The sequence below is a fragment of the Pseudarthrobacter sp. TRD_SC_9 genome, assembly GCF_055361265.1.
Genome location: NZ_CM143956.1, coordinates 2,702,281 through 2,723,119, shown reverse-complemented (window position 1 = coordinate 2,723,119; position 20,839 = coordinate 2,702,281). Strand labels below are relative to the sequence as shown.

Genomic DNA, 20,839 nt, shown 5'->3' with positions numbered 1-20,839 from the left:
GGGCGGCCATTTTTTGTGTCCGGGGCTTGAGCGCCTCCGGTGATCGAGCCTGCTGGTGATCGAGCCTGTCGAGATCCGGTTTCACTCCCCACCCGCTCCCTCGCCTCGCAAGCTCGGCGAGGGAACCCGCCGGGCGTGGGCCCGGCTTGACCACCAGTCAGGAGGACGCGTAGCCCATCGGGTTGTTTTTCTGCCAGCGCCAGTGGTCCTCGCACATCTGTTCCACCGTTTTGGTGGTGGCCCAACTGAGGTCGGCAAGGGCGGATGAGGCGTCGGCCCAGAACGCGGGGAGGTCGCCGTCGCGCCGGCCGGTGATCTCGTAGGGGATCGGTCGGCCAACGGCCTTTTCGAACGCGTGCAGCATCTCGAGCACCGAGGTGCCCTTGCCCGAGCCCAGGTTCCAGCGGAAGACGCCACTGCGTTCCGCGACGTGGTTGAGGGCGGCTACGTGACCTTCCGCGAGGTCGACGACGTGGATGTAGTCCCGGAGGCACGTTCCGTCAGGGGTGTCGTAGTCGCCGCCGAAGACCATGAGCTTGTCCCGCCGGCCCACCGCAACCTGGGCGATAAACGGCACGAGGTTGTTGGGGATACCTTGCGGGTCCTCGCCAATCAGGCCGGAAGGGTGGGCGCCTACCGGATTGAAGTAGCGCAGCAGGGCGATGTGCCAGCGGCTGTCAGCGGCTCCAAGATCCGACAGGACATCTTCGATCTGTTCTTTGGTCCGGCCGTAGGGATTGTCCGCGCCGATTTCCATCTTCTCCACGTAAGGGATGGGGTTGTATCCGCCGTAGACGGTGGCGGAGGAGCTGAAGACGATGGACCGGACCTGGTGCCGGTCCATAACGCGGAGCAGGTTCAGCGTACCCACAAGGTTGTTGTAGTAATACTTCAGAGGTTCGCGCACAGACTCACCGACGGCTTTCAGGCCGGCGAAGTGGATGACGGCGTCGATGCCGGCCCCGGCGAAGACCCGCTCCACAGCGGACTCGTCGACGAGATCCACATCGTGGAACTCCGCTGTCTTCCCGGAGAGCTTGGCCACCCGGCGAAGGGATTCCTCGCTTGAGTTCACCAGGTTGTCGAGGACGATGACGTCGTGACCGGCTTGTTGCAGGGACAATACGGTGTGCGAGCCGATGTAGCCTGTGCCTCCGGTAACCAGAATCTTCATATCTCAAAACTATCCCATCCGATGGCTGTGATGCCGCCAGCCAACGGCAGCCGGTGTGGTGTGGCAGCTTGGGAAGCACGTCTGTGCTAAAAAAGGGGGGTGCCCAAAATAGTTGATGCCCAGGCCCGCAGGCAGGACGTAGTGGACGCAGTGTGGCGGATCATTGCCAGCGATGGGCTGGAACGGGCATCGTTGCGTGAAGTTGCAGACGAAGCCGGACTGGCGGTTGGTTCGGTCCGGCACTATTTCACCGGCAGCGAGGAACTGCACCGCTACGCCTTTGCCGCTGTGGTGGACCGTGTCCTGCGTCGGCTCTCCGTCGCCGAAGGGGAAGTCCTGGCACAGAAGCCTGGCAGCCCGGCCCACCGTGAAGCTGTTTTAACACTTTTGGGTGAATTCCTTCCCCTGGATGAGAAACGGGCGATGGATGCCTGCGTCTGGATGGCATTCAAGAACGCCGCCAGGATCAGGCCAGGCCTATCGGCTGAAGCAGACCGCAGCCACCGGTCGGTGGCGGCCGTGGTGGGCAGGGTCATCCAGAGGCTGCTGCCGGGGGCGGGGTTTGGTGAACGGCTGGTTGTGGAAGCCGAACATCTCCTGGCAGCCCTTGATGGCCTTTGCATGCACGCATTGCTGCAGCCGGAGTGGATGTCTGCTGCGATGTGCCGTGATGTCCTGGAATCGCACCTGGCAGGAATTGAAGCACGTTCCAGCGGCTAACCCCTGCCCTGTGGGAATACACTGGGAAGCGCGCGCGGACCGGTGAATCCGTCTGGAGTCCAGGCGGCCTAGGAGGGATGATGCATCAACGGGAGGGTGAGGGCTGGCGGATCACCATGGATACCTCTGGCCCTATGATGATCGCCCTCTACATACGTGATGTTGCCGGGCTGGAAGGAATTGGCCAGCCTGCCTTGTGCTCCGCTTCGCCAAAGATCCGGGCGGCCGACCATTCCCACCTGACATCAGACGTCGGCGGGCAGAGCACCCTGCGGACGGAATGGGAGGCCTGGTGGCATCAACTGCTCAAGGCGTACCCGAAGTGCGATCCTGATCTCTCCCCGCCGGACTTCGCTTCATTTGGCAATTCACCGGCATTGCAGCGGGTCCTTAGAGCCCACTTCGGCGCGGCCCTCAGTTGGACGCGGGACCGCCGCAGCGAGTATGCCGAGCTGGAGGCGGAACGTGAGGCAGCGGGAGCCCAACTGCTCCTGGATGACCTGGTTGAGGACAGGCTGATGGAACTTGGCCGTGGCGCGCGCGACTTTCAGCTGGACATCATAGAGCTGCCGTTAAACGAGCTGCGTGCGTGGTACCTCGAACCTAACCGGATCATCATGAGCCAGGATCTCCTGAACCAGCCTGAACTGTTCCGCAGTTACGTGCAGCCGGTAGTGGAACTGCTCGCTTAGGTGCCTTCGCTGACAGCCAGGCGAAGGGTGACGGTGCCGGCTCCGGCGCCCGCGCCGCTTTCCTGCCAGCCGGTTTTGCTGGCCCGGTCCCAGGTTTGCCCGTCAACGTCCACAGAGGTGATGCCAAGGTGCTTGGCGCTGGCCACGGCCCACTGCGCTACTGACCAGGAATAGGGTGTTTGAATCTGCAGCACACCGCCGGCTTCAGTGGCTGTGACGGTGCCGTAGCTTGCCTCAAGTGCTTGAATAACTGCAGCAGAATTACCGGCGGCCTCGGGGGAGCGGAGCGTGCAGTCAACGGCGGCCGGGGCCTGGCCTGTCAGTCCTGACGCGAAGGCCCGGCCCATGCCCTCGTGCTCTGCGTACGCGCTCGGGTAGGCGGAGCGCTGCACGCGCTGTGCGGCCTCGGTGATTGGCAGGTCTTCGTAACCCGGAATGGTTACGAGGACGTCATAAAAAGCATTGGCCGCGTAGTACGGGTCCATCACCTGGTCTTCGGTGCCCCAGCCCTGCGAAGGACGCTGCTGGAACAACCCCCGGGAGTCGGGACCAACCTTGTCGCCGTAATCGATATTGCGGAGCTTCGATTCCTGCATGGCTGTGGCCAGGGCGATCGCGGCCGCCCTGGGCGGCAGGCCTCTTCTCACGGAGACGGCGGAAATCAACGCGGCATTGTGGGCCTGATCGGTGGCGAGCTCTGCCTGGAGGGATCCGACGACGGCGGTGCAGCGCTCCGAGACCCACGTCTCGGAGCGCTGCAAAAAGTTGATGGCGATGTATACCCCGCCGACTGCAAGGACCAGGACGAGGACTAAGATCAGTGCCCGGCGGATGCTACGTCGTAGGGGCACGTGATCAGTTGGCGTGCAGAGCGTCGTTCAACTCGACGGTCTGGCCCTTGCGCGGCAGTGCCTCGACGGCGCCGTTCGTGGAGTTGCGGCGGAAGAGCAGGTTGGGAACGCCGGACAGTTCCACAGCCTTGACGATCTTGGTGGTGTCCTCGCCCACTTCATCCTTGGGGCCCGGGACGCGGACCCGGGTGCCGGCGGTGACGTAGAGGCCGGCCTCCACAACGCTGTCGTCACCGATGCTGATGCCGACGCCGGAGTTGGCGCCCAGCAGGACGCGCTCACCGATGACAATCTTTTCCTTGCCGCCACCGGACAGGGTGCCCATGATGGAAGCCCCGCCGCCCACATCAGTACCGTCCCCGGCGACAACACCGGCGGAGATCCGGCCCTCAACCATGGAAGTGCCGAGGGTGCCGGCGTTGAAGTTCACGAATCCTTCGTGCATCACGGTGGTGCCTTCGGCCAGGTGGGCACCCAGGCGGACGCGGTCGGCATCGGCAATGCGGACACCGGCCGGGACAACGTAGTCCACCATGCGCGGGAACTTGTCTACGCCGTAGACGGTCACGGCGCCGCGCTTACGCAGCCGGGCACGGGTCAGTTCGAAGCCCTCGACGGCGGCCGGGCCGAAGTTGGTCCATACAACGTTGGGGAGCTTGCCGAAGATGCCATCGAGGTTGATGGTGTTCGGCTTGACCAGGCGGTGGGACAGCAGGTGCAGGCGCAGGTAGGCGTCAGCTGTGTCTGCTGGAGCCTCATCCAGGTTGATCTGGACGAAAACCACTTTCTGCTCTGTGCCGCGGTCGGCGTCGGAGCCGGCGGACGCGATCTCCTCCAGGACACTGTCCGCATTCTCCACGCCCCGCAGGCTCTCCGCCGCGACACCGAGGGCAGGTGCCGGGAACCAGACGTCCAGGACCGTCGATTGGGCGGCAGCACCGGTGCCGGTGGTGGCAATGGTGGCCACGCCAAAACCGTAGGCGGAGCGGGTATTGGCGGCTGCGGTCTGGTTTTCGGGCACGGTGGAAGCGGCAGTCTCAGTCATGGCATCAGTCTATCGAGAGCCGGCGGCAAGACTCGAACTAGACTGGCAGCGTGACTGCCCATGCTGCCTCCCTGAATCCTGTTCCGAACCGCCCGGCCGTTCCGCCCCTTGACCTCAGGCAGGACGTGGCCCTGCTGACGGCGGCCGTGATCGACGTCGAAAGTGTCTCCGGCAACGAAGGTCCGCTGGCAGACGCCGTCGAAGCTGCATTGCGCGCCCTGCCCGGCCTGAACGTCCTCCGGGACGGTGATGCAATCATTGCCCGTACTGAGCTTGGCCGTGCGGAGCGGGTCATTCTGGCCGGGCACCTGGACACCGTGCCGCTGCCCACTACTCCGGGGGCTTTAGGTACTGTTCCCTCCAGCTGGGAGTCCGGCATTCCCGGTGAGGGCGTCCTCTACGGCCGCGGCACCACGGATATGAAAGGCGGTGTTGCTGTCCAGCTGGCCCTTGCGGCACGGTTGTTCGACGGCGGCACGGAGCCGGTCAAGGACGTCACCTTTGTGTTTTATGACCACGAGGAAGTGGAAGCGGTGAAAAGCGGCCTGGGCCGGCTGCTCCGCAATCATCCGGAACTCCTGGGCGCCGATTTTGCCATCCTCCTGGAACCTACGCATGGCACCGTGGAAGGCGGCTGCAACGGGACCAGCCGCTTCGAGGCGACCACCCGCGGTGAGGCTGCCCACTCTGCGCGCGCCTGGATGGGCAGCAACGCCATTCACGCCGCGGCGCCGATCCTGGCGCGGCTGGCTGCCTATGAGCCGTTGACCGTCAACGTGGACGGTCTGGACTACCGCGAGAGCCTGAATGCAGTCAGGATCCACGGCGGCACAGCCGGCAATGTCATCCCGGACAAATGCGTGGTGGAGATTAACTACCGCTTCGCGCCGGACAAAACCCCTGACCAGGCCGAAGCCCACGTCCGCGAACTGCTGGACGGTTTTGACGTGGTCCGCACTGACGCCGCGGCCGGTGCCCGCCCGGGGCTGAACCACCCCGCCGCAGCGTCCTTCGTCGCGGCTGTTGGCGCCGAGCCCAAGCCCAAGTACGGCTGGACGGATGTGGCCCGCTTCAGCGAACTGGGGATTCCTGCCGTCAACTTCGGCCCCGGCGATCCCTTGCTCGCCCACAAGGACAATGAACACGTCGACGCCGATGCCATCCGGAAGTGTCTGGTGGCCCTGCAGACGTGGCTGGCAGGGTAGCAGCCGCGGCAGGAAAACCGTCAACTGAAAAGGTCCGCAGCCGTGTGGCTGCGGACCTTCTCAGTTGGAATGGGAGGACTATTTGGCGGCCAGGGGATCTCCCGCAGGGGCGGCTGCAGCCACTCCGCCAGCGGCCTTCGCGGACCCGCGGCGCTCGATCCAGACGGCCAGCCGTGATACCGCGATGTTGATGGCAATGTAGATGCCCGCGGCCACAAAGAAGATGGGGAACAGGTACTGGCTGCCGAGGAAGTCAGCCATCACCTGGACAGCCCGCAGAAGTTCAGGGTACGCAACGATATAGCCAAGGGAAGTGTCCTTGAGCAGGACCACCAGCTGGGCCACCAACGAGGGCATCATCCGCCGAACAGCCTGCGGCAACTCGATCAGCATCCTGGACTTGAAACTGGTCAGGCCGATAGCAAGTCCCGCTTCGCGCTGGCCCTTGGGCAAGGACTGTATGCCGGCCCGGATGATTTCCGCGAAGACGGCCGAGTTGTAGAGCACCAAACCGGTCACGACAGCAATGAACGGGGACGTTGCAAACACCAGCAGCACAAAGAACATCATCAGGACAACCGGCATGCCACGTAGGAATTCCAGGAGCACGCGGGTGGGGATCCGGATCCACGGGACCAGCGAGATGCGCAGCAGGCTCAGCAGCAGGCCCAGCGGGAACGCGATGACGGCGGCCAGGGCGGCCGCGCTGAGTGTTGCCCCGATTCCATTGGCAATCAGGGTCCAGACGTCACCCCGGGTAAAGATCGCCCAGCGGCGGCCTTCAAAAATGCCCTGCTGGGCAAGGGTGAAGACGATGAAGGCGAGGAGTCCGAGAATCAGGACAGCACCAAGGGCGGAGGCGATGACGGAGAAGCGGCGGGCCTTGGGGCCTGGGGCATCGTAAAGAACAGAAGTCATCGGGCGATCGCCACCTTTCGTTCGACGGTGCTGGCAAGGATGCCCAGCGGAACAGTCAGGAGCAGGTAGAAGAAGGCAACGCCCAGCAGTACCGCAAGCACCTGGTCGCCGTTTGCATTAGCGAGTTGGCGGCCGTAGCCGAACAGCTCCAGCACATAGAAGGCACCTGCCACCGACGAGTTCTTGACCAGCGCGATGAGGATGTTGATCATGGGCGGAATCACCGTCCGGAGTGCCTGCGGCAGGATGATAAGGCTCAGGACCTGACCGAACTTCATGCCGATGCTGCGGGCGGCCTCGGCCTGTCCCACGGGAACGCTGTTCACGCCCGAACGGACAGCCTCGGCAATAAAGGCTGAGGTGTAGGTGCTGAGCGCGATGATGGCCGCGATCTCAAACTGCTCGAACGTCACGCCCAGCCGGGGCAGCACCACCGCGGCAAAGAAGAAGGCGATGGTCAGTGGCGTGTTGCGAAGGATCTCTACATAGACGGTGCTGAAACCGCGGAGGGCCGCGACGGGAGAGACGCGGGCTGCCGCCACGAAGGTGCCGAGCACCAGGGCGATTATGCCGGAGACAACGGAAAGATAAAGAGTGCGGAGAAAGCCATCCCAGTAGGCGGGAAGGTTTTCGATGATGACGTCCATGTGATCCTTCAGCGGTGTCGTGGACTGGAACGGAAATGACAAGCAGGTGCCAGACAGGAATCCCGCCCGGCACCTGCTTTGGGGTCAATCAGTATCGGTTGAGCTCCGGCAGGTCTGGCGCCGTCTTGATGACCGCTCCCGCGGTGGCTTCCCAGGCCTTCTTGTACGATCCGTCTTCCTGGAAGGTTTCGAGCTGGTCGTTGATCCAGTTGCGGAACTCGGTGTCTTCCTTCTTCAGGCCAATTCCGTAAGGCTCCTTGGTGAAGGTTTCGTCCGAGGCGAGCTTGAAGGCGTCCGGCTCCTTGTCCACAAAACCGGCCAGAATGACGTTGTCAGTGGTCACAGCTTCAACTTGCTTGTTGCGCAGGGGCTCCAGGCAAGCGGAGTACGTGGCGACAGGAACGAGTTCTGCTCCGTACTTGTCCACAATGGTGCCGGCGGGGGTAGAGCCCGTCACGGAGCAGACCTTCTTGCCTTTGACGTCTTCCGGCGTCTTGATCGAGTCATTGTCCTTGTTGACCATCAGGGCCTGGCCGGCCTCGTAGTATGGCCCGGCAAAGCTGACAACTTCCTTGCGCTTGTCATTGATGGTGTAGGTGGCGATGACGATGTCCACCTGGCCCTGCTTGATGAACTCTTCACGGTTGGCCGAAACAGTCTCGGACCACTCGATCTTGTCCGCGGGAATCCCCAGCTTGCCGGCAATCAGCTTGCCCATTTCGACGTCGAAGCCGACCGGCTTGCCGTCCAGGCCGACCTGGCCGAACAGCGGCTGGTCGAACTTGGTACCGATCTTGATGGTGCCGGCCTTGGAGAGCTTTTCCATCGTGGTTCCGGGAGCGAACGTCGGAGCTTCTTCGACAGGAGCCGTTTCTGCCGGAGTGCCTCCACCGCCACAGGCGCTGAGCGTCAGGGCCATGGCCGCACCGGCTGCGAGGAGGATGGATTTCCGCCTGGAGATAAATGCCTTCATGACATTCCTTTCATTGGGTGGCCGCTTGTGGCGGCCCGGATGCGATTTGGATGAGTTGGGGAATCAGTGGGTGAGGAGCTTGGACAGGAAGTCCTTGGCGCGGTCGGTCTTCGGGTTGGTGAAGAACTCTTCGGGCGTAGCGTCCTCGATGATTTCTCCGTCGGACATGAAGACGACGCGGTCAGCGGCCTTGCGGGCAAAACCCATCTCATGGGTGACCACGATCATGGTCATGCCTTCCTTCGCCAGTTGGACCATGACGTCCAGGACCTCGTTGATCATCTCGGGGTCCAGTGCGGAGGTGGGCTCGTCGAACAGCATCACCTTCGGTTTCATGGCCAGGGCCCGGGCAATGGCCACTCGCTGCTGCTGGCCGCCGGAAAGCTGCGCCGGAAGCTTCGGAGCCTGGTGGCCCACGCCGACGCGTTCAAGCAGGGTCATGGCATCCTGGTCGGCCTTCGCCTTGGCCGTGCCCTTGACTTTGATCGGGCCCAGGGTCACATTTTCCAGAATGGTCTTGTGCGCAAAGAGGTTGAAGGACTGGAAAACCATCCCGACGTCGGCGCGAAGCCGGGCGAGTTCCTTGCCTTCTTCCGGCAGCACCTTGCCATCGATCTTGATGGTGCCGCTCTCGATGGTTTCGAGGCGGTTGATGGCGCGGCAGAGCGTGGATTTTCCGGAGCCGGACGGCCCGATGACCACTACAACCTCGCCCTTGCGGACGTGGAGATTGATGTCCTTGAGTACGTGCAACTGGCCGTAGTGCTTGTTAACGGCGTTCAGGGAGACGAGGGCATCGCCGGGCACATAAGTAGTCATAGGAAGAATCTAGCGAACAATGTCGCCATATGATGGCAATCACTCCTACTTCCTACCGAATCGTGACTGAAGAGATACCGGCGGGTGCACGGGCGGGCAGCGCGCTAGCCTAGAGCAATGAGCAATATTCCAGACCCTTCCAACCCTTCCCAGCCCCGACGGAAAGGGCCGCTGGAACTTCGGCGAAAACAGGCCGCGGTGGAGATGTCGGATCAGCACCTGCTGGACACCAAGGGGCCAGGCCAGTTTGTACACACGGATCCTTGGCGTGTGCTGAGGATCCAGAGCGAATTCGTTGAAGGGTTTGGCGCGCTCGCGGACCTCGGCCCGGCCGTCAGCGTGTTTGGTTCCGCACGGACCAAGCCTGGCACCACTTATTACGACATGGCCATTGAAGTGGGCCGCCACCTCGCCCAGTCGGGAGTAGCTGTCATCACCGGGGGTGGCCCGGGGTCCATGGAGGCAGCCAACCGGGGCGCAGTGGACGGTAACGGAGTGTCCGTTGGCCTGGGCATCGAACTGCCCTTTGAACAGGGTCTCAATCCCTGGGTAGACCTTGGCGTCAACTTCCGGTACTTCTTCGCCCGCAAGACCATGTTCGTCAAATACGCCCAGGGATTCATAGTCCTCCCCGGCGGACTGGGCACGCTTGACGAGTTGTTTGAAGCAATGGTGCTGGTTCAGACCCGCAAGGTGACGTCCTTTCCGATCATCCTCCTGGGCGTCGATTTTTGGACCCCCATGATCGATTGGCTGCGCGGAACACTCGTCGCTGAGGGCATGGTGTCGGAACAGGACCTCGATCTGATCCAGGTCGTGGATGATCCCGCGGAGGCAGTGCGCCACGTCTTGCAGGGCAGCGTGCGTCCCTCATCGTTGAACGGAGAGAACCCTCCGGAGTGATCAGACCGGCCGATTTCTGGCACGATGGAGCACGTGAGCTACTTTCTGGTTTTCCTCGCCGTTGTGCTGTTGGGTGCCATTGCGTGGCTGGGGCCCGGCATTCGCAGGCAGGGTGCTGTTGGCGACGTCGTTGATGACGCACTCGGCGAACCCGTTGCGGACCTCCCCCCTGTCCTTTTGCCTGCAGAGGTAAGGCCTGCTGACATTGACCGGATCCGGTTCTCACTGGGCCTCCGGGGGTATCGGATGGATCAAGTAGACCAAGTGCTTGACCGGCTGCGCGATCAACTAGCTTCCCGCGATGCAGAAATCGTGCGGCTGCAGCAGTTGCAGGCGGGTCAGCCCACTGCCCCGAAGGACGTCCTTGAGCATTGAGACAGATGACGGCCAGGCGGTGAAGCGGCCTGTCCGCTTATACACCGCCGCACCGCTGCTTGCCGCGGTGAAGCGCTGGCCTTGGTGGGTCCAGGTCCTGGCCATCTACGTTGCCGCCCGCCTGGTCAGCGCCTGCATCTTTTCAGCCGCCACGCTCCAGCAAGGTGCCGGACCTTGGGGGCCGGCGCGCCCGGGTTACTGGGACTTCATCAACATCTGGGACGCCCGCTGGTACGGCAGGATTTTCAGTGACGGCTATCCGTCTGTCCTGCCAACAGACGAGGCAGGAAAGATCCAGGAGAACACCTGGGCGTTTTATCCGCTTTTCCCGCTCCTGGGCCGGGGACTTTCGGCCATTACCGGGTTGCCGGCAGCCGCTTCCCTGACAATTATCGCCATTCTCTGCGGCCTGGGTGCCGCCGTCGTGGTTTACCTGCTGTTCCGGCAGAAGGCCGATCACGGCGATGCGCTGTGGGGAGTCGTTTTCTTCTCCACCTTCCCGGTATCAGCCATTTTCCAGGTGCCCTACGCGGAGTCGTTGAATACCCTGCTCCTGGCCGCGGCGCTGCTTCTGGTCATCCGACGCATGTATCTGGAAGCGGCGCCGGTGGTGGTTTTGATGTGCCTGTCCAGGCCGGTGGGCGTGGCGTTCGCCGCCATGATCGGGATCCTTCTGCTGATCCACCTGTACAGCTGGTGGAAGGCAGGGAAGCCACGGGACGCGGCCGGCGGGCTTTTCCGGCTTGCCGTCCTGGTGCTGGTCAGCGGTGTGTCAGCAGTGCTCTGGCCCATTGTGGCCTGGATGACCACCGGGGATTTCCAGGCCTACACCAAGACCGAAAGTGTTTGGCGCGGTGGTGACCTGGTGCCGTTTATGCCCTGGTTCCACATGGGTGCGGGACTCTTCGGTCCTGCACTCGGAACCCTGGCGCCCTTTGTGCTGGTGGCGGTATTCGCCTGGCTGATGTTCTGCCCTCCGGTGGTCCGGCTCGGCGTCGAACTGCGGCTTTTCTGCGCGGCCTACATGGCGTACCTTCTGGTCTTCCTGCACCCGCAAACCAGTACTTTCCGGTTGCTGATCCCACTGTTTCCTTTGGCGCTCGGTGCTGCCTTCCTTTCCCGTTCGCGCGCTTACCGCGGGCTGCTGACCGTGATGTTTGTGTTACTGCAAATCGTTTGGATCGTATGGCTGTGGGTGTGGGCCCAACTGCCCGGCGGCGGCGATTATCCGCCCTGACCGGCAGTGATACCTGTCCGGGCCGCCCCGGGATGCCGCACCGGGAATGTCCATCGATTAGCCCCTGCTGCGGAATTACGGGATAATAGGTGCAAGCAAGGACACGACATCCAGCAATGTTCGGTGATGGCTGCGGCATGGTCCGCAGCTATGGCCACGCGTCGCTTGAAGTGCGGACACAGCCCGACCGGGCTGGAAAGTCCTGGGACTATTGGAGGGAATTCCTCATGGCGGCTATGAAACCTCGCACCGGCGACGGCCCTATGGAAGTCACTAAGGAGGGCCGCAGTCTCATCATGCGCGTCCCGCTCGAAGGCGGCGGGCGACTCGTGGTGGAACTGAATGCTGCCGAGGCGGCCAACCTCAAGGAATGCCTGGTGGGCGTCACCGAATAGCCAATCAGCAAAAAGCAGGGTCCGTGGCAACTTGCCGCGGACCCTGCTTTTTGCTGATTCTCTGCAGCGACACTACTTCTTTACGGCTACCAGGAGCCCGTCTCCGGTGGGCAGCATGGCCGATGCCAGGCGCTCGTCATCGCGGATAGACCGGCCAACCTGGCGGAGCACTGTAGTGCTGGCATCCCGGGCAGCCGGGTTGGCCACGCGGTCCTTGTCCAAGGCGTCATTAATGATCAGGAGTCCGCTGGCCTTCAGGAGCCGGACGGCCTGGTCCACGTATCCTGGCAGGCCGGGCTTGTCCGCATCGATGAAAACGAGATCGTAGGCGGCGTCGGTCAACCGGGGCAGGACATCGCCGGCCCGCCCGGAAATGGTCCGGGTCCGGTTGGCGGGGCTCCCTGACTCCAGGAAGGCCTCGCGGGCGGCCCGAAGATGTTCAACGTCAACGTCAATGGTGGTCAGTACGGCCTGCGGGCCGAGACCGCGCAGCAGGCAGACTCCCGAAACGCCGGCACCCGTGCCGATTTCGACGGCGGTCTGCGCCTTTGAGGCTGCGGCGAGCACTGTGAGGGCAGCGCCTACGCCACGTCCGATCGGGGTCACGCCAAGCTCAAAAGACCGTTCCCGGGCGCGCATCAGAATCTCATCCTCGGCAGGCAGATCTTCTGCGTAGGACCAGCTGGTGGACTTATCGGCGCTCATGGGTGTTCGCTTTCTGGGCGGGGGGGACATGGTGGTTCCAGCGTACTGTGTCCCGGTGCAGCTGCCCTGCAGCCGCCGCTGCGGCGCGCGTGAAGATACTACGTGGTGACAGAGGTTACTGGATTCAGGAAATTCCCAGCGAAACCTGCCATGATAAATATCCGGTCAGCCAAGTGGTGATCGGCGCCGAATAACAGATGTAACTATCCGGGCGTTAGCAATCCACGAGGGGAGTGGACGATGTCATCATCAGTTGTGGCACCTGTCCCTGCAGCACAAGAGATCACCAGTGAATGGGTCCGCCCCACCTGGGAAGAAGTGGTTACCAACCACTCAGCGAAGGTATACCGCCTCGCCTACCGGCTGACCGGTAACAAATTCGACGCTGAGGACCTGACCCAGGAAGTCTTTGTCCGTGTTTTCCGTTCGCTGGAGAACTTCCGGCCGGGCACCATTGACGGCTGGCTGCACCGGATTACTACCAACCTCTTCCTTGACCAGGCGCGCCGGAAGAGCCGCATCCGGTTCGATGCGTTGGCAGAGGACGCCGAGTCCCGGATCCCCGGCCGCGAGCCCGGGCCAGAGCAAAGCTTTGAGCTGAACAACCTTGACCTGGACGTCCAGGCCGCACTGGAAGAATTGCCGCCGGACTTCCGTGCCGCCGTCGTGCTTTGCGATCTCGAAGGCCTGTCCTATGACGAAGTGGCGGAGGCACTTGGGGTGAAGCTTGGCACCGTGCGCTCAAGGATCCACCGCGGACGCACTATGCTCCGCGAAAAGCTGGCACACCGCGACCCCCGTCCGCTCCATTCCCGCAAGCCCCGGCTTGCGATGCCCCGCATCGCGGGACTTCGCTGATCGGCGCCATGGGCCCATTCAGCAATTCGCTGCGGAAGCACCACCGTGGTGCTGAACACCTGCGCACCTGCACTGAATGCAGGGCGGCGGTGGAGCGTGAGCGGCGGTATCTGGAGCGGCTCCGGTCGGCCGAAATTCCGGCCGCCAGTACCGATTTCACTGCCCGGCTCCTGGAGCGCACCCATGTCCTCGCCGCCGCGCCCGAACCCGCCGGTGCACAGGGCAGCTTAGCAATACGGATTGTTGCCGCCTCTGCCTCGGGCGCCCTCGCCGCAGCAGGGGTTCTCACCGCTACGGCATTGCTCCTGGCCGGGGACCCCTCGCCGCAGGCTGAGCGTCCGACGTCGGCCACTGCCGTTAGTCCCTTGTCATTCGTGTCCGGTGGAGTCGCGGCAGATGTTGGTTCAGAAACCGCTGCGGGCGGACGCGCCGGGGATTCCGTTTCTTCCCCTTCTGACCCGTCCAGGGAACTAACACCAGCGGATCTGGCTGCCCTCCGGGAGACAGGCTGGGCGTGCCCGGAGCTGGCGTCGGCGGGCTTCCGGCTCGTATCCGCGAAGGTGGTGTCGCGGCAGGGAGCGCCGGCTGTTGAGTTCCGTTTTTCCAAAGGCGGACAGGGCGCCACGGTGGTGGAGCAGCACGCTGGTGCCGGCAGCCTCGGGACCGCGGAGCCGATCAATGTCCAGACCGGGCGTCCGGCGTCAGAGGACGGTTTTGTAGCTGCGCCCGGGCTTCTGGGGGGCTCCACAGCGGCACCGGGCGGCGGGTCCGGGGCCTGGGTGCGCGCCAGTAATCCCGTGGCCTTGATCTATCGGTCACGTAACGCCACTTTCAGCTACTTTGCCGATGCCGGACCGGGCTTCCAGCCCGGCCCTGACCATGCCGAAGCTCTGCAGGAGTTGGTCCGGGCCGGCCTGGCCGCAGAGCGGGGCGTTTCTGCGGGAGTCCCTGAGGGGCCCGACACCACAGCAGCTACGGAAGAACCGCCGAATGACTCCCTCAGTGACCGCCTTGGCCGCGGGTTTCGGGTAATGCTGGGCCTTCCGGCCCAGTGAAAGATTGCTTGCAGGCACTGTTTCAGCCCAAATCGTCACTTGCGCCCAAGAGAGGGTAATCTTCCTAGAGTGTTTGGAATCAACGGCGCGGAGTTCTTTCTTCTGCTGATCATTGGCATCCTGGTGATCGGCCCCCAAAGGCTGCCCGAATACACCCAGAAGCTGACCAACCTTGTCAGGGAAGTGCGGCGGATGGCCTCCGGGGCGCGCGAGCAGATCAAGGACGAAGTCGGCATCGACATCGATGACGTCGACTGGAAAAAGTACGATCCCCGCCAGTACGATCCCCGCCGGATTATCAAGGAAGCCCTGTTGGACGATGCTCCGGCGGCAGTTGCCACCCCGGCAGCCGTGTCAGCCGCTGCTGTTATTGCCGCGCAGGATGCCGCCAAGCCGGCCGCTTCTGCGGAGCGTATGATTCCGCGCCTGGCCGAGGGCGAAAGCGCCCCCTTCGACGCCGAAGCGACCTGACACTCTCTTAACGCCCTTGCGGAGCCACGGCCGCCGGTAACTAGCGGGGCTGCAGCCCGAGCTTTATATCTGCAAGCCCGCGTGGTCTGGCAGCCAACTGTTCTGCGATGCCGGCCAATGCCTTTGCCGCTGCTGTCTCCGGTTCAGCCAGGACGATCGGTGTTCCGGCGTCCCCGCCTTCGCGCAGCTTGATGTCAAGGGGGATCTGGCCAAGCAGCGGGACATTTCCGCTGACGGTAGCCGACAGCCGCTCCGCAAGGAGTGTACCGCCACCGCTGCCAAACAGGTCCATGCGGCTTCCGTCCGGCAGGTCCAGGTAGGACATGTTTTCCACTACACCGGCAATCTTCTGTCCTGTCTGGGTGGCGATGGCGCCGGCCCGTTCAGCAACGTCCGCTGCAGCCGACTGCGGAGTGGTTACCACCAGGATTTCGGCCTTTGGCAGCAGTTGCGCGACCGAAATCGCGATGTCGCCGGTGCCTGGCGGCAGGTCCAGGAACAGGGCATCCAGATCGCCGAAGTACACGTCCGTGAGGAACTGTTCCAGCGCCCTGTGAAGCATCGGTCCGCGCCAGGCAACTGGCTGGTTTCCGGTGACGAACATGCCGATTGAGATGACTTTGACGCCATAGGCCACCGGAGGCAGGATCAGGTCGTCCACTCTGGTGGGGGCCTGCGTGATGCCCATCAGCGCCGGGACGGAGAAGCCGTGCACATCGGCGTCCACAATCCCTACCCGGAGACCGCGTGCGGCCAGGGAACAGGCCAGGTTTACGGTCACGGACGATTTGCCGACTCCGCCTTTTCCGCTGGCCACTGCGAATACCTTGGTAAGGGATCCCGGCTGGTTGAAGGGGATGCCGCGCTGGCCGCCCGCACCGCGGAGGAGTTCCTTGAGCGCGTCACGCTGCGCCTGGCTCATCACCTTAAGTTCGACGTCCACACCCGTCACCCCTGGGACGGCCACCAATGCTTCACGTGAATCAGCCGTGATGGTGTCCCTGAGAGGACAACCGGAGATGGTGAGCAGTACCGCCAGGCTCACGTGGCCGCCGTCGGAGATCTCCACTGACTCCACCATGCCCAGCTCGGTGATGGGACGCCGGAGTTCCGGATCGATGACGGTTGCCAGGGCGGCGCTAACGGCCTCCCGCAGGGGGGTGCTCACGGATGAGGTCTCAGCTTTCGGTGGGGTCTGCAGGCGGTGCGGATTCTGCATCTGGTTTGCGGACCCTGGGGATCTGCTGCGTGCGGGGATTGCGCCGGTCCCGTTTGTCCTTGACACGGTCCCGGTGCTTGTCGCGCGGAGCATCCGGTGCGCCACTGCTGTGGGACGGATCGTGGCGCTGCTGTTCCTCCTGAGCTTCCAGCAGGTCCTCCAGGAGGGACCTCAGCTCTGCACGGACATAGTCCCGCGTGGCGACCTCGCGCAGGGCAATCCGCAGTGATGCGAGCTCCCGGGTGAGGTATTCAGTGTCGGCAAGATTCCGTTCAGCGCGCTGGCGGTCCTGTTGGAGGGAGACGCGGTCCCGGTCGTCCTGCCGGTTCTGCGCCAGCAGCAGCAGCGGCGCTGCATAGGAAGCCTGCAGGGAAAGCATCAGCGTCAGCAGCGTGAAACCCAGGTCCCGTGAGTCAAACTGCCAGTCGGTAGGAGCAATCGTGTTCCAAGCCAGCCAGAAGACGCAGAACAGCGTCATGTAGAGGAGGAACTGCGGCGTGCCCATGAACCGGGCGAACCCCTCTGTGTGATGGCCAAAGACATCGGGGTTGGGAGAGAACTTGGGCAGCAGGCGCTGACGTGCGCTGAGTGGGGTGTCCAGGCCCTCGCCACGATTTTTCTGGTGGCGGTGGGAATCGCGTGAACCCTTGGATGAATTCGGTTCAGCCAATGCGTCCTCCGAGTTTCCTTATGGGGGTTTCGCCCTCGTGGGCACGCCAGTCATCGGGCAACAGGTGATCCAGGACGTCATCAACAGTCACCGCCCCCACAAGGTGGCCGTCCTCATCGACGACGGGAAGTGAGTTCAGGTTGTAGGTGGCCAGGCTTCGGGCGACTTCGCTGATATGGGCGTGGTCTGACACCGGTTCCAGGTTCTTATCCAGCAGATTGCCCAGGGGCTCGGGCGGCGGGTAGCGCAGCAGTTGCTGGATATGCACGACGCCAAGGAACCGGCCAGTAGGTGTTTCCAGCGGCGGCCTGGTGATAAAGATCGAAGATGCGAGGGCCGGGGAGAGCTCTTCGCGACGGACGTGGGCCAGAGCCTCGGCTACCGTGGCTTCGGGCGGCAGAATAACGGGTACCGGGGTCATGAGGCCGCCGGCGGTGTCTTCGTCATACTCCAGCAGCCGCCTGACATCTTCGGCGCCTTCGGGTTCCATCAGCTGGAGAAGTTCCTCAGCCTGGGCGGTGGGAAGCTCGGCCAGAAGGTCGGCCGCGTCGTCCGGGTCCATCTCCTCCAGCACATCCGCGGCACGTTCCACGTCCAGGGCGGAAAGGATCTCCACCTGGTCATCTTCCGGGAGTTCCTGCAGGACGTCGGCCAGTCGCTGGTCCTGAAGTTCGCTGGCAACTTCAAAGCGGCGTTTATCGCTCATTTCGTGCAGGGCCTCGGCGAAGTCAGCCGGTTTAAGGTCTTCGTGGGTGGCGACGAACTGTGTGGCCCCCTGCGGTTCGGTGCGTGATCCGTGGACAGCATCCGCCCAGTCGATGATCAGGGTTTCATTGCGGCGCAGCCTGCTGAGCGGCGACAGGCTGTGCCCGCGTCGGACAAATAGCTTGCTGACCATCCAGTCGCGTGAGCGTTGCTGGTCCATGGCGATATCTTCGATGGTGGCGTCACCGCTGCCGTCAGTCAGCGTGACCCGGCGGTCAAAGAGTTCGGCCACAACCAGCATTTCCGCGCCGCGTTGTTCAAAGCGTCGCAGGTTGACCAGGCCTGTGCAGATAATCTGGGTCTGGTCGATCGAGGTGATCCGGGTCATCGGCACGAAGACGCGCTTCTTTCCGGGAACCTCGACGACGATGCCCACCACGTGCGGGGCCCCGCGTGTGCCTCGGGAGAGCACAACAACGTCCCTCAACCGGCCCAGGCGGTCGCCAAGCGGGTCAAAGACGTCCAGGCCGAGGAGGCGTGCAACAAACACACGCGAAACATTGGTGCTCACTTCTACAGGCTACCGAGTCTGCTCTCTTTTAGCTGAATCTGCAGCAGATACCCAGGTGTATGGGCAAGAATGGGTAGTATGTCAAACATTTTTGGTACTCCCAGGGCCGGCGGGCCCGCCGGCCCTGATGAGTCCCGGACCGTTCCCACCGGCGACACCGTAGGCACCTACTCGTCATACCTGGACGCGCAGAAGGCTGTTGATTACCTCGCGGACCAGGCGTTCCCGGTGCAAATGGTCTCCATTGTGGGAAACGACCTCAAAATGGTGGAGCGCGTCACCGGTCGGCTTAGCTACCCTCGGGTGGCGTTGTCCGGGGCCCTGAGCGGCATGTGGTTCGGCCTGTTCGTTGGCGTGCTGCTGTCCTTCTTCTCGACGTCACCGGGATACTTTTCCATCTTGACCTCGGTCCTGATGGGTGCGGCGTTCTTTATGCTGTTCGGTATTGTCACTTACGCCATGCAGCGTGGAAAGCGCGACTTCACCTCCACCAGCCAAGTGGTGGCCACCACCTACAACGTGGTGGTTTCCCCGGAGTCGGCATATGAAGCGCGCCGGCTGTTGCAGCAACTGCCTATGACCACTACTGAGGCCGGAGCAGGCGGGCACGCTTCAATGCAGCCCTGGCAGCCGCCGGTCCAGCACCCAGGGCAAGCCCCGGAACGGCCGTCCGGTTGGACTGACCCCTACGGCCAGCAGCAGGGCCGGAACCAGGGCCAGCAGCCTCCTGTTCCTGGCGCACCACAGTCCGGTGAGCAGCAGCAGCCGCAGCCCGCTCCCGAGCCCCGCCGCGCCGTACGTTATCCCGATCTCCCTGATGGACGTCCCCAGTACGGGGTCCGTATCACCGACGTCAAGAAGCCCGAAGATGACGACCGCGGCGAAGGTGAAGGCCCACGCGAGGGCGGGACTCAGCAACAGCACCAGTAGCACGCACATAAAAAGGGACGGCGGCTGCCGTCCCTTTTTTATGTGCCCGATTCTGCTGGGTTCTTCTCTCTGGTAGAGGTGGGCTACTTCGCGGCGTCGGCCTCGCGTTGGATGCCCGCCATCCAGTCCTCGACGGCGTCGGGCGTCCGGGGCAGGGCGGCGCTGAGGTTAACGGGGCCATCGGCGGTCATCAGCACGTCGTCTTCGATCCGCACACCGATGCCGCGGTACTCCTCGGGGATGGCAAGGTCTTCGTCCTTGAAGTACAGGCCCGGTTCGATGGTGAACACCATTCCCTCGGACAGCACGCCATCGAGGTAAAGTTCCCGCTTGGCCTGCGCGCAGTCGTGGACATCCAGTCCCAGGTGGTGGCTGGTGCCATGTGGCATCCAGCGCCGGTGCTGCTGGCCCTCAGGACTGATTGCTTCCTCGACGGACACGGGCAGCAGGTCCCACTCGGCCAACCGTTCGGCAAGGACGGTGGTTGCAGCAGTGTGGATGTCCCGGAAGAGGGCGCCCGGCCGCGCTGCGGCGAATCCGGCGTCGGCTGCGTCCAGGACGGCCTGGTACACCTTGCGCTGGACGTCACTGAAGGTACCGGTGGCCGGCAGGGTGCGGGTTACATCTGCTGTGTACAGGGAATCCGCTTCAACGCCGGCGTCCAGCAAGAGCAGTTCACCGGCCTTGACCCGGCCCGTGTTGCGGGTCCAGTGCAGGATGGTGGCGTTGTTCCCGGAGGCCGCGATGGTGTCGTAGCCCAACTCATTTCCTTCTTCGCGGGCGCGGGCAAAAAAGGCGCCCTCCACCACACGTTCGCCGCGCGGATGCGTCAGGGCGCGCGGGAGGGCACGGACGACGTCGGCGAATCCTTCCACTGTGGCGGCAACGGCGATCTGCATCTGCTCGATCTCCCAGTCGTCCTTTCGGAGCCGGAGTTCGGAGAGGGCCTCCGGAAGCTTTTCATCGAGGGCATCCAGTGCCTCAAGATCCAGGTTCTCCGGGTCACGGGCGGTGTTGTACCGGGCTGTGTCCACCAGGGCGTCGATGTTCTCGTCCACCTTGCGCACCAGGCGGATAGAAATGCCACCGATTTCCGGGGCGCCCACGTCTTTGGTGATCGCCAGTTCCAGTCCGTCAATGTGGGCGGTGGGCAGCCCAAGGCGAGCCTCGAAATCAGCCAGGGTGGGACGCGGGCCGATCCAGAACTCGCCGGAGCGTGAATCTGCGTAGAACTGCTCCGTGTCCCGGCCGGCCAGCGGACGGAAGTAAAGCGTGGCGTGGTGGTTGCCGCCGTCGTCCCCGGTACCTTCGGCAACCGGCTCCAGGATCAGCACGGCGTCGGGTTCGTGGTCCAGGCCCAGGCCAGTGAGGTGCGCGAAGCCAGAGTGCGGGCGGAAACGGTAATCGCAGTCGTTGGAACGGACCTTGAGTGGTCCGGCCGGGATCACCAGGCGCTCGCCCTCAAACAGTTTGGAGATGCTTAGCCGGCGCCGTGCAGCATGGTCTGCCACTGCGTCACGGGGCGGCAGGGAAGGGTCCGTTGGCGCCCAGTTGCTGGCCATAAAGGCCTTGAAAGCAGGGGAATTTGGCCGCTGGGAGCGGTTGTTGACCCGCTCCTCCAAGGGCTGGGAAGCGGAGAGGGGGATGTTTTCTGCGTCATTCACCGTCCCATCGTCTCACCACGGCTCCGGGTGTGGCCAA

Annotated in this window: 23 protein-coding genes; 11 read left to right on the top strand and 12 right to left on the bottom strand. The window is 63.3% G+C overall.

Translation table 11 applies throughout. From position 1 onward, the window contains the following. Positions 1-157: 157 nt before the first annotated feature. Complete coding sequence (gene galE / locus ACWA13_RS12640; protein ID WP_463934552.1) at positions 158-1,174, bottom strand: UDP-glucose 4-epimerase GalE; 1,017 nt, start codon at positions 1,172-1,174, stop codon at positions 158-160. Positions 1,175-1,273: 99 nt separating this feature from the next. Between galE and ACWA13_RS12635 the strand changes: the two genes are divergently transcribed. Together ACWA13_RS12635 and ACWA13_RS12630 are read left to right on the top strand one after the other, a co-directional pair. Beyond that, on the top strand, positions 1,274-1,894 hold the full coding sequence (locus ACWA13_RS12635) for a TetR/AcrR family transcriptional regulator (protein WP_463934551.1): 621 nt from the start codon (positions 1,274-1,276) through the stop codon (positions 1,892-1,894). Positions 1,895-1,974: 80 nt separating this feature from the next. Continuing rightward, complete coding sequence (locus ACWA13_RS12630) at positions 1,975-2,586, top strand: hypothetical protein (RefSeq protein WP_463937926.1); 612 nt, start codon at positions 1,975-1,977, stop codon at positions 2,584-2,586. On the opposite strand, the gene ACWA13_RS12625 is transcribed toward ACWA13_RS12630, so the two are convergent. Continuing rightward, complete coding sequence (locus ACWA13_RS12625; RefSeq protein WP_463934550.1) at positions 2,583-3,437, bottom strand: hypothetical protein; 855 nt, start codon at positions 3,435-3,437, stop codon at positions 2,583-2,585. The genes ACWA13_RS12630 and ACWA13_RS12625 overlap by 4 nt on opposite strands. Before the next feature lie 4 nt (positions 3,438-3,441). Continuing rightward, positions 3,442-4,482 carry a 2,3,4,5-tetrahydropyridine-2,6-dicarboxylate N-succinyltransferase gene (gene dapD / locus ACWA13_RS12620; RefSeq protein ID WP_463934549.1) on the bottom strand — a complete coding sequence of 347 codons (1,041 nt, stop codon included), beginning with the start codon at positions 4,480-4,482 and terminating at the stop codon, positions 3,442-3,444. Positions 4,483-4,532: 50 nt separating this feature from the next. Between dapD and dapE the strand changes: the two genes are divergently transcribed. Then, complete coding sequence (gene dapE, locus ACWA13_RS12615) at positions 4,533-5,687, top strand: succinyl-diaminopimelate desuccinylase (protein WP_463934548.1); 1,155 nt, start codon at positions 4,533-4,535, stop codon at positions 5,685-5,687. A gap of 78 nt (positions 5,688-5,765) precedes the next feature. Here dapE and ACWA13_RS12610 read toward each other — a convergent pair whose 3' ends face one another. The 4 genes from ACWA13_RS12610 to ACWA13_RS12595 all read right to left on the bottom strand — a co-directional run bounded on the left by ACWA13_RS12610 (position 5,766) and on the right by ACWA13_RS12595 (position 9,044). After that, complete coding sequence (locus ACWA13_RS12610; protein ID WP_463934547.1) at positions 5,766-6,605, bottom strand: amino acid ABC transporter permease; 840 nt, start codon at positions 6,603-6,605, stop codon at positions 5,766-5,768. Then, positions 6,602-7,252, bottom strand: a complete 651-nt coding sequence (locus ACWA13_RS12605) for an amino acid ABC transporter permease (protein WP_463934546.1) — start codon at positions 7,250-7,252, stop codon at positions 6,602-6,604. The genes ACWA13_RS12610 and ACWA13_RS12605 overlap by 4 nt, the downstream gene beginning before the upstream one ends. An 88-nt stretch (positions 7,253-7,340) precedes the next feature. Beyond that, complete coding sequence (locus ACWA13_RS12600; protein ID WP_463934545.1) at positions 7,341-8,225, bottom strand: glutamate ABC transporter substrate-binding protein; 885 nt, start codon at positions 8,223-8,225, stop codon at positions 7,341-7,343. Between the two features lie 63 nt (positions 8,226-8,288). Then, a complete protein-coding gene (locus ACWA13_RS12595; RefSeq protein ID WP_463934544.1) occupies positions 8,289-9,044 on the bottom strand; it encodes an amino acid ABC transporter ATP-binding protein in 756 nt (251 codons plus the stop codon). A 117-nt stretch (positions 9,045-9,161) separates the two neighbouring features. Here ACWA13_RS12595 and ACWA13_RS12590 point away from each other — a divergent pair, with 117 nt between their 5' ends. From ACWA13_RS12590 to ACWA13_RS12575, 4 genes are all read left to right on the top strand, one after another. After that, positions 9,162-9,947, top strand: a complete 786-nt coding sequence (locus ACWA13_RS12590) for an LOG family protein (protein WP_463934543.1) — start codon at positions 9,162-9,164, stop codon at positions 9,945-9,947. Positions 9,948-9,971: 24 nt separating this feature from the next. Beyond that, on the top strand, positions 9,972-10,322 hold the full coding sequence (locus ACWA13_RS12585; RefSeq protein WP_463934542.1) for a DivIVA domain-containing protein: 351 nt from the start codon (positions 9,972-9,974) through the stop codon (positions 10,320-10,322). 19 nt (positions 10,323-10,341) lie between these two features. After that, entirely contained in the window at positions 10,342-11,559 is a 1,218-nt protein-coding gene (locus tag ACWA13_RS12580; protein ID WP_463937925.1) for a hypothetical protein, read from the top strand. Positions 11,560-11,786: 227 nt separating this feature from the next. After that, entirely contained in the window at positions 11,787-11,954 is a 168-nt protein-coding gene (locus ACWA13_RS12575) for a DUF3117 domain-containing protein (protein ID WP_009357720.1), read from the top strand. Positions 11,955-12,026: 72 nt separating this feature from the next. On the opposite strand, the gene ACWA13_RS12570 is transcribed toward ACWA13_RS12575, so the two are convergent. Continuing rightward, positions 12,027-12,659, bottom strand: a complete 633-nt coding sequence (locus tag ACWA13_RS12570) for an O-methyltransferase (RefSeq protein ID WP_463934541.1) — start codon at positions 12,657-12,659, stop codon at positions 12,027-12,029. A 240-nt stretch (positions 12,660-12,899) separates the two neighbouring features. On the opposite strand from ACWA13_RS12570, the gene sigE reads away from it, so the two are divergent. The 3 genes from sigE (at position 12,900) to ACWA13_RS12555 (ending at position 15,043) form a co-directional block, all read left to right on the top strand. Continuing rightward, a complete protein-coding gene (gene sigE, locus ACWA13_RS12565; protein WP_463934540.1) occupies positions 12,900-13,517 on the top strand; it encodes an RNA polymerase sigma factor SigE in 618 nt (205 codons plus the stop codon). Positions 13,518-13,525: 8 nt separating this feature from the next. Next, on the top strand, positions 13,526-14,572 hold the full coding sequence (locus tag ACWA13_RS12560; protein ID WP_463934539.1) for a hypothetical protein: 1,047 nt from the start codon (positions 13,526-13,528) through the stop codon (positions 14,570-14,572). 69 nt (positions 14,573-14,641) lie between these two features. Continuing rightward, a complete protein-coding gene (locus ACWA13_RS12555; RefSeq protein ID WP_463934538.1) occupies positions 14,642-15,043 on the top strand; it encodes a twin-arginine translocase TatA/TatE family subunit in 402 nt (133 codons plus the stop codon). Positions 15,044-15,083: 40 nt separating this feature from the next. Here the strand turns inward: ACWA13_RS12555 and ACWA13_RS12550 are convergent, their stop codons facing one another. Genes ACWA13_RS12550 through ACWA13_RS12540 form a run of 3 tightly spaced genes read right to left on the bottom strand, consistent with a single transcriptional unit; the run spans position 15,084 to position 18,208 of the window. After that, positions 15,084-16,211, bottom strand: coding sequence for an Mrp/NBP35 family ATP-binding protein (locus ACWA13_RS12550; RefSeq protein WP_463934537.1), 1,128 nt, complete (start codon positions 16,209-16,211; stop codon positions 15,084-15,086). Positions 16,212-16,221: 10 nt separating this feature from the next. Beyond that, positions 16,222-16,932 carry a DUF1003 domain-containing protein gene (locus ACWA13_RS12545; protein ID WP_463934536.1) on the bottom strand — a complete coding sequence of 237 codons (711 nt, stop codon included), beginning with the start codon at positions 16,930-16,932 and terminating at the stop codon, positions 16,222-16,224. Then, positions 16,925-18,208: a magnesium transporter MgtE N-terminal domain-containing protein gene (locus ACWA13_RS12540; protein WP_463934535.1), complete on the bottom strand. Its 1,284-nt coding sequence runs from the start codon at positions 18,206-18,208 to the stop codon at positions 16,925-16,927. Before ACWA13_RS12540 ends, ACWA13_RS12545 begins: the two co-directional genes overlap by 8 nt. A 78-nt stretch (positions 18,209-18,286) precedes the next feature. Between ACWA13_RS12540 and ACWA13_RS12535 the strand changes: the two genes are divergently transcribed. Then, positions 18,287-19,138 carry a YflT domain-containing protein gene (locus tag ACWA13_RS12535; protein ID WP_463934534.1) on the top strand — a complete coding sequence of 284 codons (852 nt, stop codon included), beginning with the start codon at positions 18,287-18,289 and terminating at the stop codon, positions 19,136-19,138. A gap of 83 nt (positions 19,139-19,221) precedes the next feature. Here the strand turns inward: ACWA13_RS12535 and ACWA13_RS12530 are convergent, their stop codons facing one another. Further along, complete coding sequence (locus ACWA13_RS12530; protein WP_463934533.1) at positions 19,222-20,802, bottom strand: aminopeptidase P family protein; 1,581 nt, start codon at positions 20,800-20,802, stop codon at positions 19,222-19,224. Between the last annotated feature and the right edge of the window lie 37 nt (positions 20,803-20,839).